This window comes from Pseudalkalibacillus sp. R45, from assembly GCF_052246725.1.
In the GTDB taxonomy this organism is placed as follows: domain Bacteria; phylum Bacillota; class Bacilli; order Bacillales; family Fictibacillaceae; genus Pseudalkalibacillus.
The window spans coordinates 363784-380133 of record NZ_JBQQCL010000001.1 but is presented as its reverse complement, the minus strand read 5'-3'; the positions used below and the strand labels follow the sequence as shown (position 1 = coordinate 380133).

The following is a 16350-nucleotide window of genomic DNA, read 5'->3' as shown; positions in this document are numbered from 1 at the left end:
CTTGTTCCTTATTCGTCACCTTTTTGAACTTTATTTTAAGGGAGGTTCAAAAAGTCACTACTCTATTTCCGGCTTTTTGAACATATATTTGGTTTATGCTCTATTTTTTGCTTAAAAAATGAATGAGTATTCATTCATATGAAGGAGGTTCATCATGTCATATCAGATTCGTAAGGTGGCTGTCATCGGCTCAGGTGTAATGGGTTCAGGAATAGCTGCTCATTTAGCTAACGTAGGTATCCCGAGTATTTTACTGGATATCGTACCGAGAGAGCTTACCGAAAAGGAAGAAGCAAAGGGGCTTACTTTAGAGCACCCGCAAGTGAGGAACAAATTGGCTGAAACAGCTAGACAAAAATTGTTGAAGCACAAGCCGGCACCACTTAGCTCAAAGGATCACCTTGAGATGATCGAGGTGGGGAATTTAGAGGACGATCTTGAAAAGCTTGGTGAAGTGGATTGGATTATTGAGGTCGTTGTAGAAAACTTGACTATCAAAAAGAAGGTTTTTGAACAAATCGAGCAGCATCGGAAACCTGGAACGATTGTAAGTTCCAATACATCAGGTATCTCGATCAATGCGATGGCAGAAGGAAGAAGTGAAGATTTTAAAGCACACTTCCTCGGCACGCACTTTTTCAACCCGCCGCGTTACTTAAAACTTTTAGAGGTCATTCCGACAAGTGCTACGAAACCTGAAGTGCTTGAGTTCATCAATCAGTTTGGGGAAGAGGTGCTCGGTAAGGGAGTCGTTGAAGCGAAGGATACTCCGAACTTCATCGCAAACCGGATCGGAACATATGGATTGTTGGTTACCGTTCAAGAAATGCTGAAAAACGGCTACTCAGTAGGGGAAGTCGATTCGGTGACAGGGCCAGCGATCGGTCGTCCGAAGAGTGCTACATTCCGTACCTTGGATGTCGTCGGGCTCGACACCTTCATCCACGTTGCTAAGAACGTATATGATCAGGTGGAAGGGGAAGAGAAAGCTGTTTTTGAAGTTCCAGCGTTCATGCAGAAGATGAATGAAAAAGGCTGGATCGGCAGCAAGAACGGGCAAGGATTTTACTTAAAGAAAAAAGTCGATGGGAAGAGCGAGATTCTTGAGCTTGATCCTGAAACTCTTGAATATGGTCCGCGTAAAAAGTTGAAAACAGCATCCACTGAGACTAGCAAACAGGCAAAGACTTTACCGGATAAAATGAAAGCGCTTGTATATGCAGACGATCGTGCTGGAAAGCTGATCTGGTCGATTTTAAAACCAGTTCTACTCTATTCTGCGGAAAAAGCTTATGAGATTGCTGATGATATCAAAGCGATCGATGACGCAATGAAATGGGGATTTGGCTGGGAACTGGGTCCATTCGAAACATGGGATGCGATCGGAGTTGAAAAGTCAGTCGAACGCATGAAAGCAGAAGGGGAAACCATCCCGCCATGGGTTACTGACATGCTTGAATCAGGCAAAAAAGAATTTTATCAGCAAAAAGGAATAGATCTTGAATTTTATAATAAAGGCGAGTACAAACAGGCCAATGAAAATAGTAAAATCATCCGTTTGAGCCGCCTTAAGAATGAAAATCGCGTCATCAAGAAAAACACAGGTGCTAGTCTGATTGATTTGGGTGACGGAGTTGCTTTATTGGAATTCCATTCACAAAACAATTCAATCGGCCCGGATATCATCCAGATGATCCATCATGCGATTGATGAAGTGGAAAAGAACTACAAAGGACTTGTCATTGGAAACCAGGGGAAGAACTTCTGTGTTGGGGCTAACCTGATGCTGATCATGATGGAAGCGCAGGATGATAATTTCTTTGAACTTGATTTTATGGTCCGACAATTCCAACAAACGATGGCTCGAGTACGTTATAGTGCGAAACCAGTTGTCGTCGCTCCTTTTAACATGACACTTGGAGGAGGAACAGAGGTATCACTTCCTGCAGCAGGTCTTCAAGCATCCTTTGAAACGTATATGGGTCTTGTTGAAGTGGGAGTCGGGATCATACCTGGCGGCGGTGGAAACAAGGAATTGTACACTCGCCTGTTAGAGCAAGTTCCGAAAGATATTAAACCTGACCTTCAAAAACTGGCGATTCAAACATTCGAATCGATTGCGATGGCGAAGGTTTCAACCTCAGCTCATGAAGCGAAGGAAGCTGGATTTTTACGACCACAGGACGGGATCAGTGTCAACGCGGATCACCTGATCTATGACGCGAAACAACAAGTCCTTTCCTTATATAACAGAGGGTACCGCCCGCCTCAACGTAAAAAGATCCCAGTAGCTGGGGAAGCCGGATACGCAACGATGCTACTCGGTGCGCAGACGATGAAATTCGGCAATATGATTTCAGATCATGATTTAAAAATCGCTAAAAAATTAGCCTATGTCATTGCTGGAGGTAAAGTACCTGAGGGCACACTCGTTGATGAACAATACTTATTGGACCTTGAGCGCGAAGCATTCTTGAGTCTTGCAGGGGAACCGCTGACACAACAACGTATGCAGCATATGCTCGTAAAAGGAAAACCACTACGCAACTAAGGAGGGGTGAAGATGCAAGAAGCAGTAATTGTTGCAGGTGCAAGAACACCTGTCGGAAAAGCGAAAAGAGGAACACTTGCCAATGTAAGGCCGGATGATCTGGGTGCATTGACAGTAAAAGAGACATTGAAACGAGCTGGTGGCTATGATGGCCTAATCGATGATTTGATCATCGGATGTTCGATTCCAGAGGCAGAGCAAGGGATGAACATGGCTCGTTTGATCGGCGGTCTCGCAGGATTACCGGATAATGTACCGGCCATCACAATCAACCGATATTGCTCCTCCGGGTTGCAAAGTATCGCCTATGGAGCTGAGCGGATTATGCTCGGTCATGCTGAAGCGATCATTGCTGGCGGGGCTGAATCAATGAGTCTTGTCCCAGTTCCAGGTCATGTTGTTAAGCCGAATGCTGCGCTTCTCGATTCAAGGCCTGAATATTATATGGGAATGGGCTATACAGCAGAAGAGGTTGCAAACCGATTCGGCATCACTAGAGAAGATCAGGATCAATTTGCATTACGGAGTCATCAGAAGGCTGCAAAAGCCATTCAGGAAGGTAAATTTAAAGATGAAACCGTACCAGTAGAAGTGCCGAAACGCTGGGTCGATGAAAACAATAAATTGCAAGAAAAATTGACAACATTTTCAACAGATGAAGGAGTCCGGGCGGATACCACACTTGAAGTGCTCGGGAAACTAAGACCTGCCTTCTCTCCAAAGGGAAGCGTAACGGCAGGAAACTCTTCCCAGATGAGTGACGGTGCAGCTTCCGTCCTTGTCATGGATCGTGAAAAAGCTGAAGCGGAAGGATTGAAACCGATTTTGAAGTTCCGGTCATTCGCTGTTGCTGGTGTCGCACCTGAAATCATGGGCGTCGGACCAGTTGAAGCTATTCCAAAAGCATTGAAGCTTGCGGGACTTGAGCAATCCGACATTGGTTTGTTCGAGCTGAATGAAGCTTTTGCATCGCAATCATTGCAGGTCATCCGCCAGCTAGGGCTTGATGAAGAAAAAGTCAACGTCAACGGCGGCGCGATCGCATTAGGTCATCCACTTGGCTGCAGTGGTGCAAAACTGACATTAACGCTAATGCACGAGATGATACGAAGAAACGAGCAGTTCGGAGTAGTCACAATGTGTATCGGCGGAGGTATGGGAGCCGCTGGAGTATTCGAGTTGATCCAATCATAAAAGGAGGTAGAAGGTATGTCTAGCAGTGTAGAAAAAGCAGCAAAAGGTGGAAGCTTCCTGATAGAAGAAGTAGAAGCGCAGAGTGTATTTACACCAGAGGATTTCAACGAAGAACAGGTTTTGATGGGGAAGACAACAGAAGATTTTGTCGTAAAAGAAGTCGTTCCGCAACTTGAAAAGATTGAAAACCATCAGTTCGATATTTCAAGGGACTTACTGACAAAAGCAGGAGAGTTAGGGCTTCTAGGGGCCGATGTTCCTGAGGAATACGGTGGTCTGGCTCTCGATAAAATCAGTTCCTCACTTATCACTGAGAAGTTTTCAAGAGCACGTTCATTTTCATTAAGCTATGGTGCGCACGTCGGGATCGGTTCCTTGCCAATCGTTTTGTTCGGGAATGAAGAGCAGAAGCAACAGTATTTACCTGACCTTGCCACAGGAAAACGCATCGCAGCATATGCATTGACTGAGCCAGGTTCTGGTTCAGATGCACTAGGTGCAAAAACGGTCGCGAAGCTGAATGATACTGGAACTCATTATGTGTTGAATGGTGAGAAACAATGGATCACGAACTCAGCGTTTGCAGATGTTTTCGTGGTTTATGCCAAAATCGATGGCGAACATTTTTCAGCATTCATTGTAGAGCGTGATTTTGAAGGTGTATCTACAGGGCCAGAGGAAAAGAAGATGGGAATCAAAGGCTCATCTACACGTACGCTCATTCTAGATGATGCATTAGTACCGAAAGAAAATCTGCTCGGTGAAGCTGGCCGAGGACATGTGATCGCGTTCAATATTTTGAATATCGGTCGGTATAAACTTGCGGTTGGCTGTGTAGGGGCAGCTAAACGCGCGCTTGAAGTATCGATCAAATATGCAAATGAACGCCAACAGTTCAAGCAGCCGATCTCGCGCTTCACGCTCATCCAGGAGAAGCTTGCGACTATGGCTGCAAAGACGTACGCCTCAGAAAGTTCCGTCTATCGGACAGTCGGAATGTATGAAAACCGTCTTGGCGATTTGTCAGCTGAAGAGCAGAAAGACGGCTCTCTACTTGCTAAAGGAATTGCGGAGTATGCGATCGAGTGTTCACTGAATAAAGTGTTCGCTTCAGAAGTATTGGACCATGTCGTCGATGAAGCAGTTCAAATCCATGGTGGATATGGTTTTATGTCCGAATATGAAGTTGAAAACATGTACCGGGACTCAAGGATCAATCGTATTTTTGAAGGAACGAATGAAATCAACCGTTTATTGGTGCCAGGTACACTTCTCCGTAAAGCGATGAAAGGTGAATTGCCACTCCTTCAAAAAGCGACAGAGCTTCAAAATGAGCTGATGATGCTAATGCCAGAGGAGCTTGGTGATGAACCGCTCGCTCAAGAAAAACAATTTGTGAAAAATGCGAAGAAGATTTTCTTGATGATTGCTGGTCTTGCTGTCCAAAAATATGGCGAAAAGCTCGAACATGAACAAGAAATTCTTTCAAATGTCGCGGATATCGTAAGTGAGGCGTATGCCATTGAATCCGTCGTGCTGAGGACTGAAAAAGCGATCCAAAAACACGGCGCAGAAAAAGCGGCACAAAAAATTCGTCTCACAGAAATCTATTGTCAGGAAGCCTTTGAGCGGATTGAGTCCCATGCGAAGGAATCAATCGTCACAATCGAAGACGGCGATCAACTTCGTATGATGCTTTCTGCTCTCAAGAAATTGACTCGTTACACACCGATCAATGTTGTCAAGAAGAAGCGTGAAGTTGCTGGTGTCTTATTGAATGAAGGTAAATACGTCGTTTAGATCAACGTGTAATTAGTAAACACTAATACTCTCTTTTCCAGATAAAAACACACTCTCTTAAAAGAGGTCTCCAATGCTGATGGGGACCTTTTTTACATTCCGGCAAATTTAATGAAGGAGATCAAGTTCGGCTTCAAGAAATGATTATGTACAGTAGTTCGCTAAGTCCTATATAACCGAACTTCAGGCCATATCCGATCAATACGAGACTGGCAAAGATATTGATACCCCTCATGACACGCGTGTTCATCAATAGTCTTCCGAAGTGTACAGTAAATGCGAGGTTCAGGTTCCATAAACCGATTCCAAGCAAAACGAGACTGCATAAAAAGAAAGATTGTAAATGATTGTTCTGATGCAGTGCACGATTCAGGACGGAGCCATAAATCCCGAGCCAGAAAAGTAAATTCATTGGATTGGAAGCGGCGATGGTTACTCCCGTCAAATAGGAACGTGTGCCAATACCAGCCGGAATGGAAGCCGAAGCTTTTGAAGTTTCCATTGCTTGTGAGGTAGCTCGAAGGTTTGTCCAACCTGAATATAATAGGATGAAACAGCCTAATAATGTCAGTATGATTTTCACCCATGCAAGAGACATGATTTTGGAAAGTCCGAAAAACATGAGCGCCATAAGAGTAAGATCGGAGGAGATTCCGCCCGCTCCAACAAGAAAAGCTGGCCAAAACCCATACTGGAGCCCTCTTTTGATGATTTCGACGTTGATGGGGCCGACCGGAGCTGCGATAGAAAGACCTAATAGGATGTAACCAGAAACAGTGGCGAGCATCTGCATTCTCCTTCAACAAGCTTGTCATATACTATTTAATGAAGGTAAGAAAGCACATAGAACTCGAAAAATGAAACAAGCTATGCAGAGCTTCATTAACACAAAATGGTTTTGCAGATGGTTCACCCTTAATTGCAACTAAATTAAATTTCGGTAATAAGCCTTTATACGTTTGTCAGGCAATAGGTTGTGATAAAATAGAATGGAACCTCATTCAGAAAATACAGAATTTGTTGAGTAAGGAGTGTCCCAATTGTCGCTAACAGTTTATGAGTATCCAAGCTGTTCAACTTGTAAGAAGGCAAAGAAATGGCTGGATGAAAATGGTGTTGCTTACGAGGATGTACATATTGTCGAAAACACCCCATCAAAAGAAGAGTTAACCTCTCTTTACGAAAAGAGCGGACTGGAGCTGAAGAAGTTCTTCAATACGAGTGGAAAGAAATACCGCGAACTCGGCATGAAGGATCGAATGAAAAATTCTTCAGAAGAAGAACTACTGGAACTGCTTGCATCAGATGGCATGTTGATCAAGCGTCCGATTGTAACAGACGGAAAAACCGTAACAATTGGCTTTAAAGAGGATCAGTTTGAACAAACGTGGAAATAGAACAGATTGCGAAAGCATACTGTTTTATATTACTATTACATTAGAATCATTTTAAGAAACTAAACTTTAATGAGAAACTTATGGAGGGATAAGAATGGAATATCCAAAGGAATTACGTTATTCAGAAGAACATGAATGGGTAAGAGTTGAAGGAAACAAAGCTTATATTGGAATCACCGCTTTTGCGCAAGATGAGCTTGGTGATATCGTATTCGTTGAACTTCCAGAAGTAGACGATGATATCAAAGTGGACGAGCCATTCGGAAGCGTTGAATCTGTTAAGACTGTATCTGAATTATACGCTCCAGTAAGCGGAAAAGTATTAGAAGTAAATGAAGATCTTGAAGATAATCCTGAGTTTGTCAATGAATCACCGTATGAGAAAGCATGGATGATCGTTGTTGAGCTTTCTAATGAGTCAGAGCTAGAGAAATTGATGTCTGCGGATGATTATCAAAAGATGGTAAGTGAAGAGTAAGATTTTCAATAAACACAGTGACAGGACATAAAACAGAACATCAAAGTGATTCATCTGCTTCTAAGTTGGTTATTCTATTACTACCATGAAAAAGGTTGTTCAAAAATCATCATAAATGAGATGTTGCCGATTTGCCTTTTTTGAACACAAATCTTTAGAAGGGTGTGATCTTGATGGACCAAGATATTCGTAAAACAGATATTACGAATAAGGTTTATGGCAAGATGGACCAGGGTTCTATGTCTCTGTACTTGAACAAAGATAAGATAGGTAAAATCACGTTCACTAATCAGGGTAATCTGTATGAGATGGGGGAAGGTTTTGAGTTTGATTCTGACAAGATCTATCGTCATGATTCAAACCCGCCTGCTCGAAATCAACAGCTTGTAGATGATTGTGAATTTGGTTGGTGCTAAGCAGCGGTCCAGTGTGATCCGCTGCTTTTTTCTTTTTTAACTAGGCTCTATTAGAAATAGTAACTTATAAGGAAAGAATTACGGACAGGAGAGGCGTTATCTGTAACAAAAAACGTCTTTTAGAATTTTAACGGACACCAGTGCCGTATATATTAAAAATGTGTGGTTAACAAGATAAGAAAACAGGTGGGAACGATAATGGATACAGATAAGAAAGTGCTGATCGTCGAGGGGAAAACCGACCGTGAAAAGGTACGTAAACTATTGGATGAACCAGTGGAAATCATTTGTACGCATGGGACGATAAGTTTTACAAAACTCGAAGAACTTATTGAATCCATAGAGCATCGAGATATTTATATCCTCGTTGATGAAGATGATGCTGGGCATAAGCTGAGGAAAATTTTAAAAAGGGAACTCCCGAATGCAAGACATTTGTACACCCAAAGCATCTATAAAGAGGTAGCGGAGACCCCGCATATGTACCTCGCTAAAATTCTCTTAAACGCTAATTTTGAAATCAACCGCAGCTATCTGTTGAATGGAGGTGCGACATGAAGAAACTCCTTTTACCTGCCCTGCTTATATTAATGATGACCGGCTGTTTTGAAAATGAAAAGACGCCTCCTGACGAAAAGAATTCCAAATCTCAACCCGTCAATCAAAATCAAGATATTCAAACGTTAGCAACAGAACTAGAGGTTCCATGGCAAATTAATATCGTGGAAAACACTGTCTACTATCTTTCAGGGCGTCCTGGTGAAATCATGAGCATTTCAGAAGGCACGAAACAAAATCAAACCGTAGAAGTATCGAAAGAGATCGTTTCACGCACGGAAAGTGGATTGCTTGGATTTTATATTATAGAGGGAAGTCAGCCCTTAGAGGCTTATCTATATCATACATATCAAGAAGATGGGCGACTTCTGAATCGAGTGGTGAAGGTCCAAAAAGATGAAGTTATTTGGAAAGAGACCGATATACTGATTGAAGGAATCCCTGGTGGACCGATTCATAACGGGGGACGTTTAGCAGCCGGACCTGACGAAAAACTGTATATAACAACAGGTGACGCAGGTGAACCGGACCTTGCCCAAGACGAGGATAGTTTAGCAGGTAAGATATTACGACTGAACTTGGACGGAACCATCCCAGACGAAAACCCGTTCAATGATTCACCTGTTTATTCATATGGACACAGGAATCCTCAAGGGATAGGTTGGACAAAAGACGGTAAGATGTACAGTTCTGAACATGGCTCAACCGATCGTGATGAAATCAACGAAATTGTGGCTGGAGGAAATTATGGATGGCCGGTCATCAGAGGGGATGAAGAACACGAAGGAATGATCAAGCCGATTTTTCATTCTGGAGATGGTACATGGGCTCCATCTGGTCTAGCGATATCTGATTCCAAGATTTATGTGGCGTTTTTAGCTGGAAAACAGATCAGGGAGTTTGATTTGAATAATAACACCAGCCGGACATTCACTGAGGGGTATGGGAGAATGAGAGATATCGAAATCGTCGACGGATCCCTATACGCCATTACCAACAATACGGATGGAAGAGGTAATCCTAAACCGGAAGATGACCGTCTATTAAAATTCCCGCTTGATAATGAGTAAGCACAAAGGAAGGAACTTGGAAGGGCATGATACAAGAAGTAAACCAGCAACAATTGATCCAACGAATATTCAAAAGGGAACGGGCAGTGATCTTTTTCCACACACCGCTGTGCGGCACTTGTAAACTTGCCAATCAAATGTTGGAGATTGCATTAGCAGTGTTTACCGATCAAGAAAAACCTGAGGTCCTCTCCGGAAATATCAATCAAATGCCAACGACAGCAAAGCAATGGAAGGTCAAAAGTGTCCCTTGTCTTGCGTTTTTAGAGGATGGGAAACTGGTTAAAATGCTTTATTCGTTCCGTTCTGTCGATCATATTTATGGAGAAATAAAAAAATTTTATAAATAAAAGCGATTTTTTAGTGGATATTTTTTCCTAATATATTTCAAAATGGCACTTTTCACTAAAATCTTTCTTTGTGGTAAAAAAATCTTAGAAAACGCTTTCCCGCTAATAATGCAAACATTTGTCGAATTAAGACAGAGGAACTTGTAAAAGTTTGAAAATTTAGTCAAGTCAGTCAGAATAAAATTATGTTACAATTGTTAAAGTGCTTGTAACATTGTTATCAAATTGTATCCTCCAAACGTCTAAAATAATGATATAAATGAGTTATGGATTCTTTATCCTTTGCATAAAAAATTCTAACTTTTGATATATATTCCGTTTGGACATCCTCAATAATTTTTAAGTTTAAAAACTTGTCCGTAGTGAGGTGGATACAATAATGACATCTATGAACATGAATTTAGTAATGAAACCAAAATTCAATAAGCCAGTGGCAAACAAAGCAGTTACTATAGAAGATAAGGTGAAAAGAATTACACGCGGAGATGAGGACCTCCGTAATGAACTACTTGAAAATTATCAACCATTCATCAAAAAAGTAACGTCTAAAGTTTGTAACCAGTATATTGACCAATCTCGTGACGAATATAGTATTGGATTGACAGCATTCAACGAAGCGATCAATCAATATCAAGAAGGACAAGGAAGCCGTTTCTTGACATTTGCGGACATGGTCATCCGTAGACGTGTAATTGATTTTATCCGTAAAGAAGCACGACAGAACAGGTATGTCTTCCTAGAACCTGAAGAAACCGATGAAGAAGGCCGTGTTGAAGATAGTTTTGCCGAACAGCAAGCTGCAATCAGCCACTATGATCAGCAATTGCAAGTCGAAAACCGTGTCTATGAAATTGAAGAATATCAACAATTGCTCAAAGGGTACGGCATTACGTTCAAAGTGTTGAGCAAAAACTGCCCTAAGCATATTGATGCGCGTGAAAACGCGAAGCAAATTGCGCAGCTATTAGCTGAAAACGAGAAATTGGCAGCCTATTTGACAGAGAAGAAACAACTGCCGATAAAAGATTTATTAAATATGGTCTCTTGCAGTCGTAAAACGATTGAACGTAATCGAAAGTATATAATAGCGATTGCATTGATTTACATTGGAGGGTACACATCGCTTAGATCGTACATTGAGCCCTCCTGATATCCTATGGAAGGGAGGGACCAATGAGTGAAACGCGGCTTGATTATGGAAGTATCGAAGCGGAAAGCTGTGATTTTGACTAAAGATGGCAGTTTTGAACGTGTTCGGTTGAAAAAAGGAGAACAACCTGAGGTTGGACAGGAGTATATATGTCCACCCGAAATTTCTGATGCATTTTTTCAGCCTAGAAAAACATTGTTGCCTTCATTTTCACTATCCCTTGTAGCAATCATTGTGTTCGTATTGGTTGCAAGCGGGATGCCATTTGGCACGAACAAGGCCTCTGCTGCTGCTTATGTAAGTTTTGATATAAACCCGAGCATTGAAGTGGCAGTTGATAATGATATGAATGTCATCAAAGTCCGTGCTTTAAACGAAGATGCAAAAAAACTGCTTGAAGGTTCAAACGAATATAAAGACTCATCTTTATTGGTATTTTCCGATTCATTATTCAAAACCTTGAAAGAATCAGGTTATTTCGATACGTATGAAGACCTGTTGATCACGTCAACGATTGACGATGAATATATATCAGATGAAATGCGTAAACGCTTAAATAAGTCAATTGAAAGACTTAAAGCGAGTAAATATATTGAGAATACGGGAATCGTTCTATCACTAAGAGAAACAACGGAAGCGACCAGAAAGCTTGCGGAAGAAAATGGTTTGTCCATGGGTAAATATCTGGTATTTGAAGACATTTCTGATATTGATGAAACATTCACCCTCGACCAAGCAAGCGGACTTTCTTATTCTGCAATGAATAAGTACATGGCTAAGGCGCAAGTTGGTTTAGACGAAGATAAAGGTGTTGTACCTGCTAATAAAGGTCCTCAACAGGATAATATTCGTAAACTAAACCAGATGAAGAAAGAAGACCTCAACGAAGAAAATAACGGGGCGAATCCTGCTGAGCCGGAGGTACCTGATACAAATGAAACCGGAACTGCAGCGAGTGGTGATGTCAAAGATGATGTCGCAGATAAAGTTAAGACGGCAGTTGAAAACCCTGATGAAAAAGAAGAAGAAAAGGCAGCTGCAAGTGAACCTGTTTCCGAACCAGTAGAGAAAGCAAAAAATGCAACTACAGCCCCTGCTAAGGATCAGACAGATAAGGAAGATAAGGACAGCCGAAGCGATTCGGATCAAGATAAAACGTCTAAAAAGAGCGATGAAGAAAATGATTTGCAGGTTAAAATCAAATTGGATCTGCATGGCATAGATGCGGATGAATTGACCCCTCAGGAATTGAAACTACTTGAGAACCTGCAAATCAACATATTCCGTGCTCAAGACAATGGAAAATCAAAAATGAAAAAGCACTCACACCCCCATCAAGATAATCACGGAAAAGGAAGTCATGGTAAAAAGCCATGACGATTTGTGGTGTTTTTGTACATAATAGATAGACTACGACAGTGCCAGACAAACTCAGATTCAGTGAGTGTCTGGCGCTTTTTGTATTGAAGCGGATATCGTCAACTGAAAATATCGAATTCTGATGGAGAAACTGTCGAAGGATTATAAAAGGACAATCGCTTTCCCCCATAGAAATTTATCATTAGATCCAATCGCTATGTAAAAGTGAGGAGAGGAATATGCATATAAACGGTATCGTTGATTTGTTTTCAAAAAGATTTGAGGAACAATCTTATTTGTCACCGTTTTTTCGATTGAATGATTATGTCGTCTCTCTTGCTGATGGGGAAGAGTGTGTTTCGATGCATTTACGTAAGCGTTCGTGTAAAGTGATCATGAAAGAAGAGGTCGATCAGCATACCATCAGGATCAATGGCCGGATGAACGTACTGCAATCCCTGGTGGAAGGCAAACAGAAACTGACAGAGCTGATCGCTAAGGGAGAGATTGAAACAAATGCGTCCTACCGTACAATCCTGAAGCTTGAATCCATCTTCTACTTACTAGGAAAGCAAACGAGAGATGCCGTATAAGATGTCCTGAAAAGAATCTTGATCTGTATACCGTGCTAGCTCTTCATGATTTTGATCTAGAAGAATCGTAGTGGGAACGGACCTGCATTCGAATTGATCATAAACTTTAGTCCCTTCATCAAGAAGGATGGGGACGGTAAGATTATTCTTTTGGATAAATTGATCCCTCTTTTCTAAAGAACCTTCTCTGCCGATGACGTTGACCGTCAATACGGTAATTTCATCGTTGTTCATCGATTTATAGAATTGTTCAAGAAGAGGTAATTCCCTCATACAATCAGGACACCATGCTACCCAAAATTGAATGATGACAGGTTTGCCCGCAAAGTCTGATAGGTTGACGTTCTGATTTGTTTTGTATTCCTCAAGAGTGAATGAAGTGATAGTGTTCATTTGTTCCTAAACTCCTTTATCGGTCAAATTCCATACCACTATATTGAAATTAACACATGTCGATATCGAGTGCGAACTGACACGTTTTCGTCACAAAAATTCAGTGAGAATGTTGAAGAGAATATTATTTTGTTGACACTTAAAAATATCCCGTGCTACAATGCATTCATGCTTGAATAAAGTAAAGCGATAAAACATATCGGATATATATCTAATCTTATCGAGAGCGGCGGAGGGACTGGCCCTGTGAAGCCCGGCAACCAGTAAACCGGACATGGTTTAAGAAGGTGCCAAATCCTGCAAAGTGTAATGCTTTGGAAGATGAGATGGAGAGACTGAACATTCAGCCTTTCTGCTCATTTTCAGAGCGGAAAGGTTTTTTGCATTTACAGACAGCACTTTTGCAGTGGATAAGAGAAAGAAAGGGCTGAATCATCATGATTACTTTGAAAGACATAAAGAAAGTTTTTTATACAAAAGATGGAGTCGTCAATGCTGTGGACGGCGTCAATCTGAATGTTGAAAAAGGTGAAATATTCGGCGTTATTGGATACAGCGGTGCAGGGAAGAGCACGCTGATTCGTATGCTCAATATGCTGGAGAAACCGACTGAGGGTTCAGTCGATATAAACGGCAAGTCATTGACTAATTTCAATAACAAGCAGCTGAGGATTGCTAGACAAAATATTGGAATGATTTTTCAGCATTTCAATCTGCTCTGGTCACGCACTGTCCGTGAAAATATAGCCTTTCCCTTAGAGATTGCTGGGGTAAGTAAGGTGGAACGTGTGAAGCGAGTCGATGAATTGATCGATCTTGTTGGGTTGTCCGGGAGAGGAGATTCCTACCCTTCACAGCTAAGTGGTGGACAAAAACAGCGTGTAGGGATTGCAAGAGCATTAGCGAACAATCCAGATGTTTTGCTTTGTGACGAAGCGACATCCGCATTGGATCCGAAAACGACCGACTCGATCTTGAACCTTCTTGTCGATATCAACCAAAAACTTGGTTTGACGATCGTGCTGATTACGCATGAGATGCATGTCATCCGAAAGATCTGTAACCGTGTATCAGTAATGGAGGACGGTCGAGTTGTCGAAGAAGGCCATGTCCTGGATGTGTTCAAGACGCCGAAGAGGACAATAACACAGGACTTCGTTAAACAGGTGACAGAACCGGAAGAAACGGATGAAACAATCCAGCATCTGATTCAAAAAGGAGACCATTCTAAGGTCGTTAAACTTACTTTCGTAGGGGGGACAGCTGGACGACCGCTCATAAGTGATCTCATCAGAAAGTTTGAAGTTGATGTTAACATCCTTCAAGGCAAGATTTCACAAACAAGAGATGGGGCATATGGAACATTATTCATCAAAATTGATGGAAAGCCTGACACAGTGAAGGAAGCCATCTATTTTATTCAACAACAAGAAGTGGAAGTCGAGGTGATCACAGATGTTGACAACAATGTTTCCTAACGTTGATTGGGAGGATATGTGGGAAGCTACTGTTGAGACCCTTTATATGACAGTAATTTCAGTAGGTGCTACATTCATCCTTGGAATCATATTAGGCTTATTATTGTTCCTTACAGGAAAGAGGAACCTTTGGCAGAACAAAGCGATTCATTCAGTAATCGCTGGATTCGTAAACATATTCAGATCCATCCCATTCATTATTTTGATCATCCTTTTAGTACCTTTTACAACATGGTTGATCGGTACAATGCTTGGCGCGAATGCCGCATTGCCAGCTCTGATAATCGGGGCTGCCCCATTCTATGCAAGGATGGTTGAAATCGCATTGCGGGAGATCGATAAAGGCGTCATAGAAGCTGCAAAATCGATGGGAGCTACAGACGGGCAGATCATATACAAGGTACTTTTACCTGAATCATTGCCGGCACTGATCTCGGGTATCACAGTGACAGCAATCGCCTTGATTTCATACATCGCGATGGCCGGTGTAGTCGGTGCAGGCGGTTTAGGGACGCTTGCATATTTGGATGGTTTCCAGCGTTATCAGAATGACGTGACATTCGTGGCGACCGTAATCATTTTAATCATCGTCTTCATCATTCAGTGGATAGGCGATTTCTTAACACAACAAACAGATAAACGATAATTTGGAGGGATAACAACATGAAAAAACTCATTACACTTTTAACAACTGTACTTATCATTTCCGTATTGGCGGCTTGTGGTAAAGGTGGTTCAGGCGGAGATGAGAAAGAACTTGTCGTCGGTGCATCGAACGTACCACATGCTGAAATTCTTGAGGAAGCGCAGCCGATCCTTGAGGAGAAAGGCATCAAGCTTGAAATCGAAAAGCTTCAAGACTATGTGACACCGAACCAAATGCTTGCTGCTGGAGAATTGGATGCAAACTTCTTCCAACACGTACCTTATATGGAATCACAAATGAAAGATAACAAAAGCTATGATTTTGAAAACGCAGGTGGGGTGCACATCGAACCAATGGGTGTATATTCGCAGGATTATAAAAGCTTAGATGAGCTTCCTAAAAAAGGAACGATCATCATGAGCAACTCTGTCGGAGAGCACGGCCGTATTCTCAGCTTGCTTGAAAAAGAAGGTCTGATCAAGCTGAAAGAAGGCGTTGATAAAGCAGATGCAACTGTTAAAGACATTGCTGAAAACCCAAAAGAAATCAACTTCAAGACTGATGTGGAAGCAGGATTGCTGCCGAAAATCTATAAAAACGGTGAAGGGGACGCAGTTGTCATCAACACAAACTATGCGATTGATGCAGGGCTTAATCCGCAAAAAGATGCGATTGCTCTCGAAGGATCCGACTCTGAATATGTAAACATCGTCGCAGTAAACAAAGGCGATAAAGATGACAAGAAGATCAAAACACTTGTAGAAGTGCTGCAATCTAAAGAAATACAGGACTTCATTAAAAAAGAATATAAAGGCGCAGTCGTTCCTGTAAACGAATAATGTGTATCAGAGTGCTGACATAAGTCGGCACTCTTTTTTACTTTTAAAGAAAGTATAAATACTTTCTTCAATATAAGG

17 protein-coding genes and 1 riboswitch are annotated in these 16350 nt (G+C 41.7%); of the genes, 15 read left to right on the top strand and 2 right to left on the bottom strand.

Annotated features, from left to right (window positions below; all coding sequences use genetic code 11):
• Positions 1-154 precede the first annotated feature (154 nt).
• Genes ACTWQL_RS01990 through ACTWQL_RS01980 form a run of 3 tightly spaced genes read left to right on the top strand, consistent with a single transcriptional unit; the run spans position 155 to position 5545 of the window.
• Positions 155-2551, top strand: a complete 2397-nt coding sequence (locus tag ACTWQL_RS01990; RefSeq protein ID WP_443140753.1) for a 3-hydroxyacyl-CoA dehydrogenase NAD-binding domain-containing protein — start codon at positions 155-157, stop codon at positions 2549-2551.
• A gap of 12 nt (positions 2552-2563) precedes the next feature.
• Complete coding sequence (locus tag ACTWQL_RS01985) at positions 2564-3745, top strand: acetyl-CoA C-acetyltransferase (RefSeq protein ID WP_443140752.1); 1182 nt, start codon at positions 2564-2566, stop codon at positions 3743-3745.
• Positions 3746-3760: 15 nt separating this feature from the next.
• A complete protein-coding gene (locus tag ACTWQL_RS01980) occupies positions 3761-5545 on the top strand; it encodes an acyl-CoA dehydrogenase family protein (RefSeq protein WP_443140751.1) in 1785 nt (594 codons plus the stop codon).
• A 133-nt stretch (positions 5546-5678) separates the two neighbouring features.
• Here ACTWQL_RS01980 and ACTWQL_RS01975 read toward each other — a convergent pair whose 3' ends face one another.
• Positions 5679-6332, bottom strand: a complete 654-nt coding sequence (locus ACTWQL_RS01975) for a LysE family translocator (protein WP_443140750.1) — start codon at positions 6330-6332, stop codon at positions 5679-5681.
• 253 nt (positions 6333-6585) lie between these two features.
• Between ACTWQL_RS01975 and ACTWQL_RS01970 the strand changes: the two genes are divergently transcribed.
• The 9 genes from ACTWQL_RS01970 (at position 6586) to ACTWQL_RS01930 (ending at position 12916) form a co-directional block, all read left to right on the top strand.
• Positions 6586-6942, top strand: a complete 357-nt coding sequence (locus ACTWQL_RS01970) for an arsenate reductase family protein (protein WP_443140749.1) — start codon at positions 6586-6588, stop codon at positions 6940-6942.
• Between the two features lie 94 nt (positions 6943-7036).
• Positions 7037-7420: a glycine cleavage system protein GcvH gene (gene gcvH, locus ACTWQL_RS01965; protein WP_443140748.1), complete on the top strand. Its 384-nt coding sequence runs from the start codon at positions 7037-7039 to the stop codon at positions 7418-7420.
• A gap of 173 nt (positions 7421-7593) precedes the next feature.
• Complete coding sequence (locus tag ACTWQL_RS01960) at positions 7594-7836, top strand: YusG family protein (protein ID WP_443140747.1); 243 nt, start codon at positions 7594-7596, stop codon at positions 7834-7836.
• Between the two features lie 198 nt (positions 7837-8034).
• Entirely contained in the window at positions 8035-8394 is a 360-nt protein-coding gene (locus tag ACTWQL_RS01955) for a toprim domain-containing protein (protein WP_443140746.1), read from the top strand.
• Complete coding sequence (locus tag ACTWQL_RS01950; RefSeq protein ID WP_443140745.1) at positions 8391-9464, top strand: PQQ-dependent sugar dehydrogenase; 1074 nt, start codon at positions 8391-8393, stop codon at positions 9462-9464. The genes ACTWQL_RS01955 and ACTWQL_RS01950 overlap by 4 nt, the downstream gene beginning before the upstream one ends.
• 26 nt (positions 9465-9490) lie before the next feature.
• Complete coding sequence (locus ACTWQL_RS01945; RefSeq protein ID WP_443140744.1) at positions 9491-9814, top strand: thioredoxin family protein; 324 nt, start codon at positions 9491-9493, stop codon at positions 9812-9814.
• A gap of 379 nt (positions 9815-10193) precedes the next feature.
• Positions 10194-10964 carry an RNA polymerase sigma-I factor gene (sigI, locus tag ACTWQL_RS01940; RefSeq protein WP_443140743.1) on the top strand — a complete coding sequence of 257 codons (771 nt, stop codon included), beginning with the start codon at positions 10194-10196 and terminating at the stop codon, positions 10962-10964.
• A 27-nt stretch (positions 10965-10991) separates the two neighbouring features.
• Positions 10992-12341 (top strand): anti-sigma factor domain-containing protein, encoded by a 1350-nt coding sequence (locus tag ACTWQL_RS01935; protein ID WP_443140742.1) that lies wholly within the window; start codon positions 10992-10994, stop codon positions 12339-12341.
• Positions 12342-12562: 221 nt separating this feature from the next.
• Positions 12563-12916, top strand: a complete 354-nt coding sequence (locus tag ACTWQL_RS01930; protein WP_443140741.1) for a hypothetical protein — start codon at positions 12563-12565, stop codon at positions 12914-12916.
• Here ACTWQL_RS01930 and ACTWQL_RS01925 read toward each other — a convergent pair.
• Positions 12887-13309: a TlpA disulfide reductase family protein gene (locus ACTWQL_RS01925; protein WP_443140740.1), complete on the bottom strand. Its 423-nt coding sequence runs from the start codon at positions 13307-13309 to the stop codon at positions 12887-12889. The genes ACTWQL_RS01930 and ACTWQL_RS01925 overlap by 30 nt on opposite strands.
• 214 nt (positions 13310-13523) lie before the next feature.
• Positions 13524-13637, top strand: a riboswitch (SAM riboswitch).
• Positions 13638-13746: 109 nt separating this feature from the next.
• Between ACTWQL_RS01925 and ACTWQL_RS01920 the strand changes: the two genes are divergently transcribed.
• From ACTWQL_RS01920 to ACTWQL_RS01910, 3 genes are read left to right on the top strand one after another with little or no spacing between them, the layout of a single operon-like run.
• Positions 13747-14787: a methionine ABC transporter ATP-binding protein gene (locus tag ACTWQL_RS01920; RefSeq protein WP_443140739.1), complete on the top strand. Its 1041-nt coding sequence runs from the start codon at positions 13747-13749 to the stop codon at positions 14785-14787.
• Positions 14765-15433: a methionine ABC transporter permease gene (locus ACTWQL_RS01915; protein WP_443140738.1), complete on the top strand. Its 669-nt coding sequence runs from the start codon at positions 14765-14767 to the stop codon at positions 15431-15433. Before ACTWQL_RS01920 ends, ACTWQL_RS01915 begins: the two co-directional genes overlap by 23 nt.
• 17 nt (positions 15434-15450) lie before the next feature.
• Positions 15451-16272 carry a MetQ/NlpA family ABC transporter substrate-binding protein gene (locus tag ACTWQL_RS01910; protein WP_443140737.1) on the top strand — a complete coding sequence of 274 codons (822 nt, stop codon included), beginning with the start codon at positions 15451-15453 and terminating at the stop codon, positions 16270-16272.
• The last annotated feature ends 78 nt before the right edge of the window (positions 16273-16350 follow it).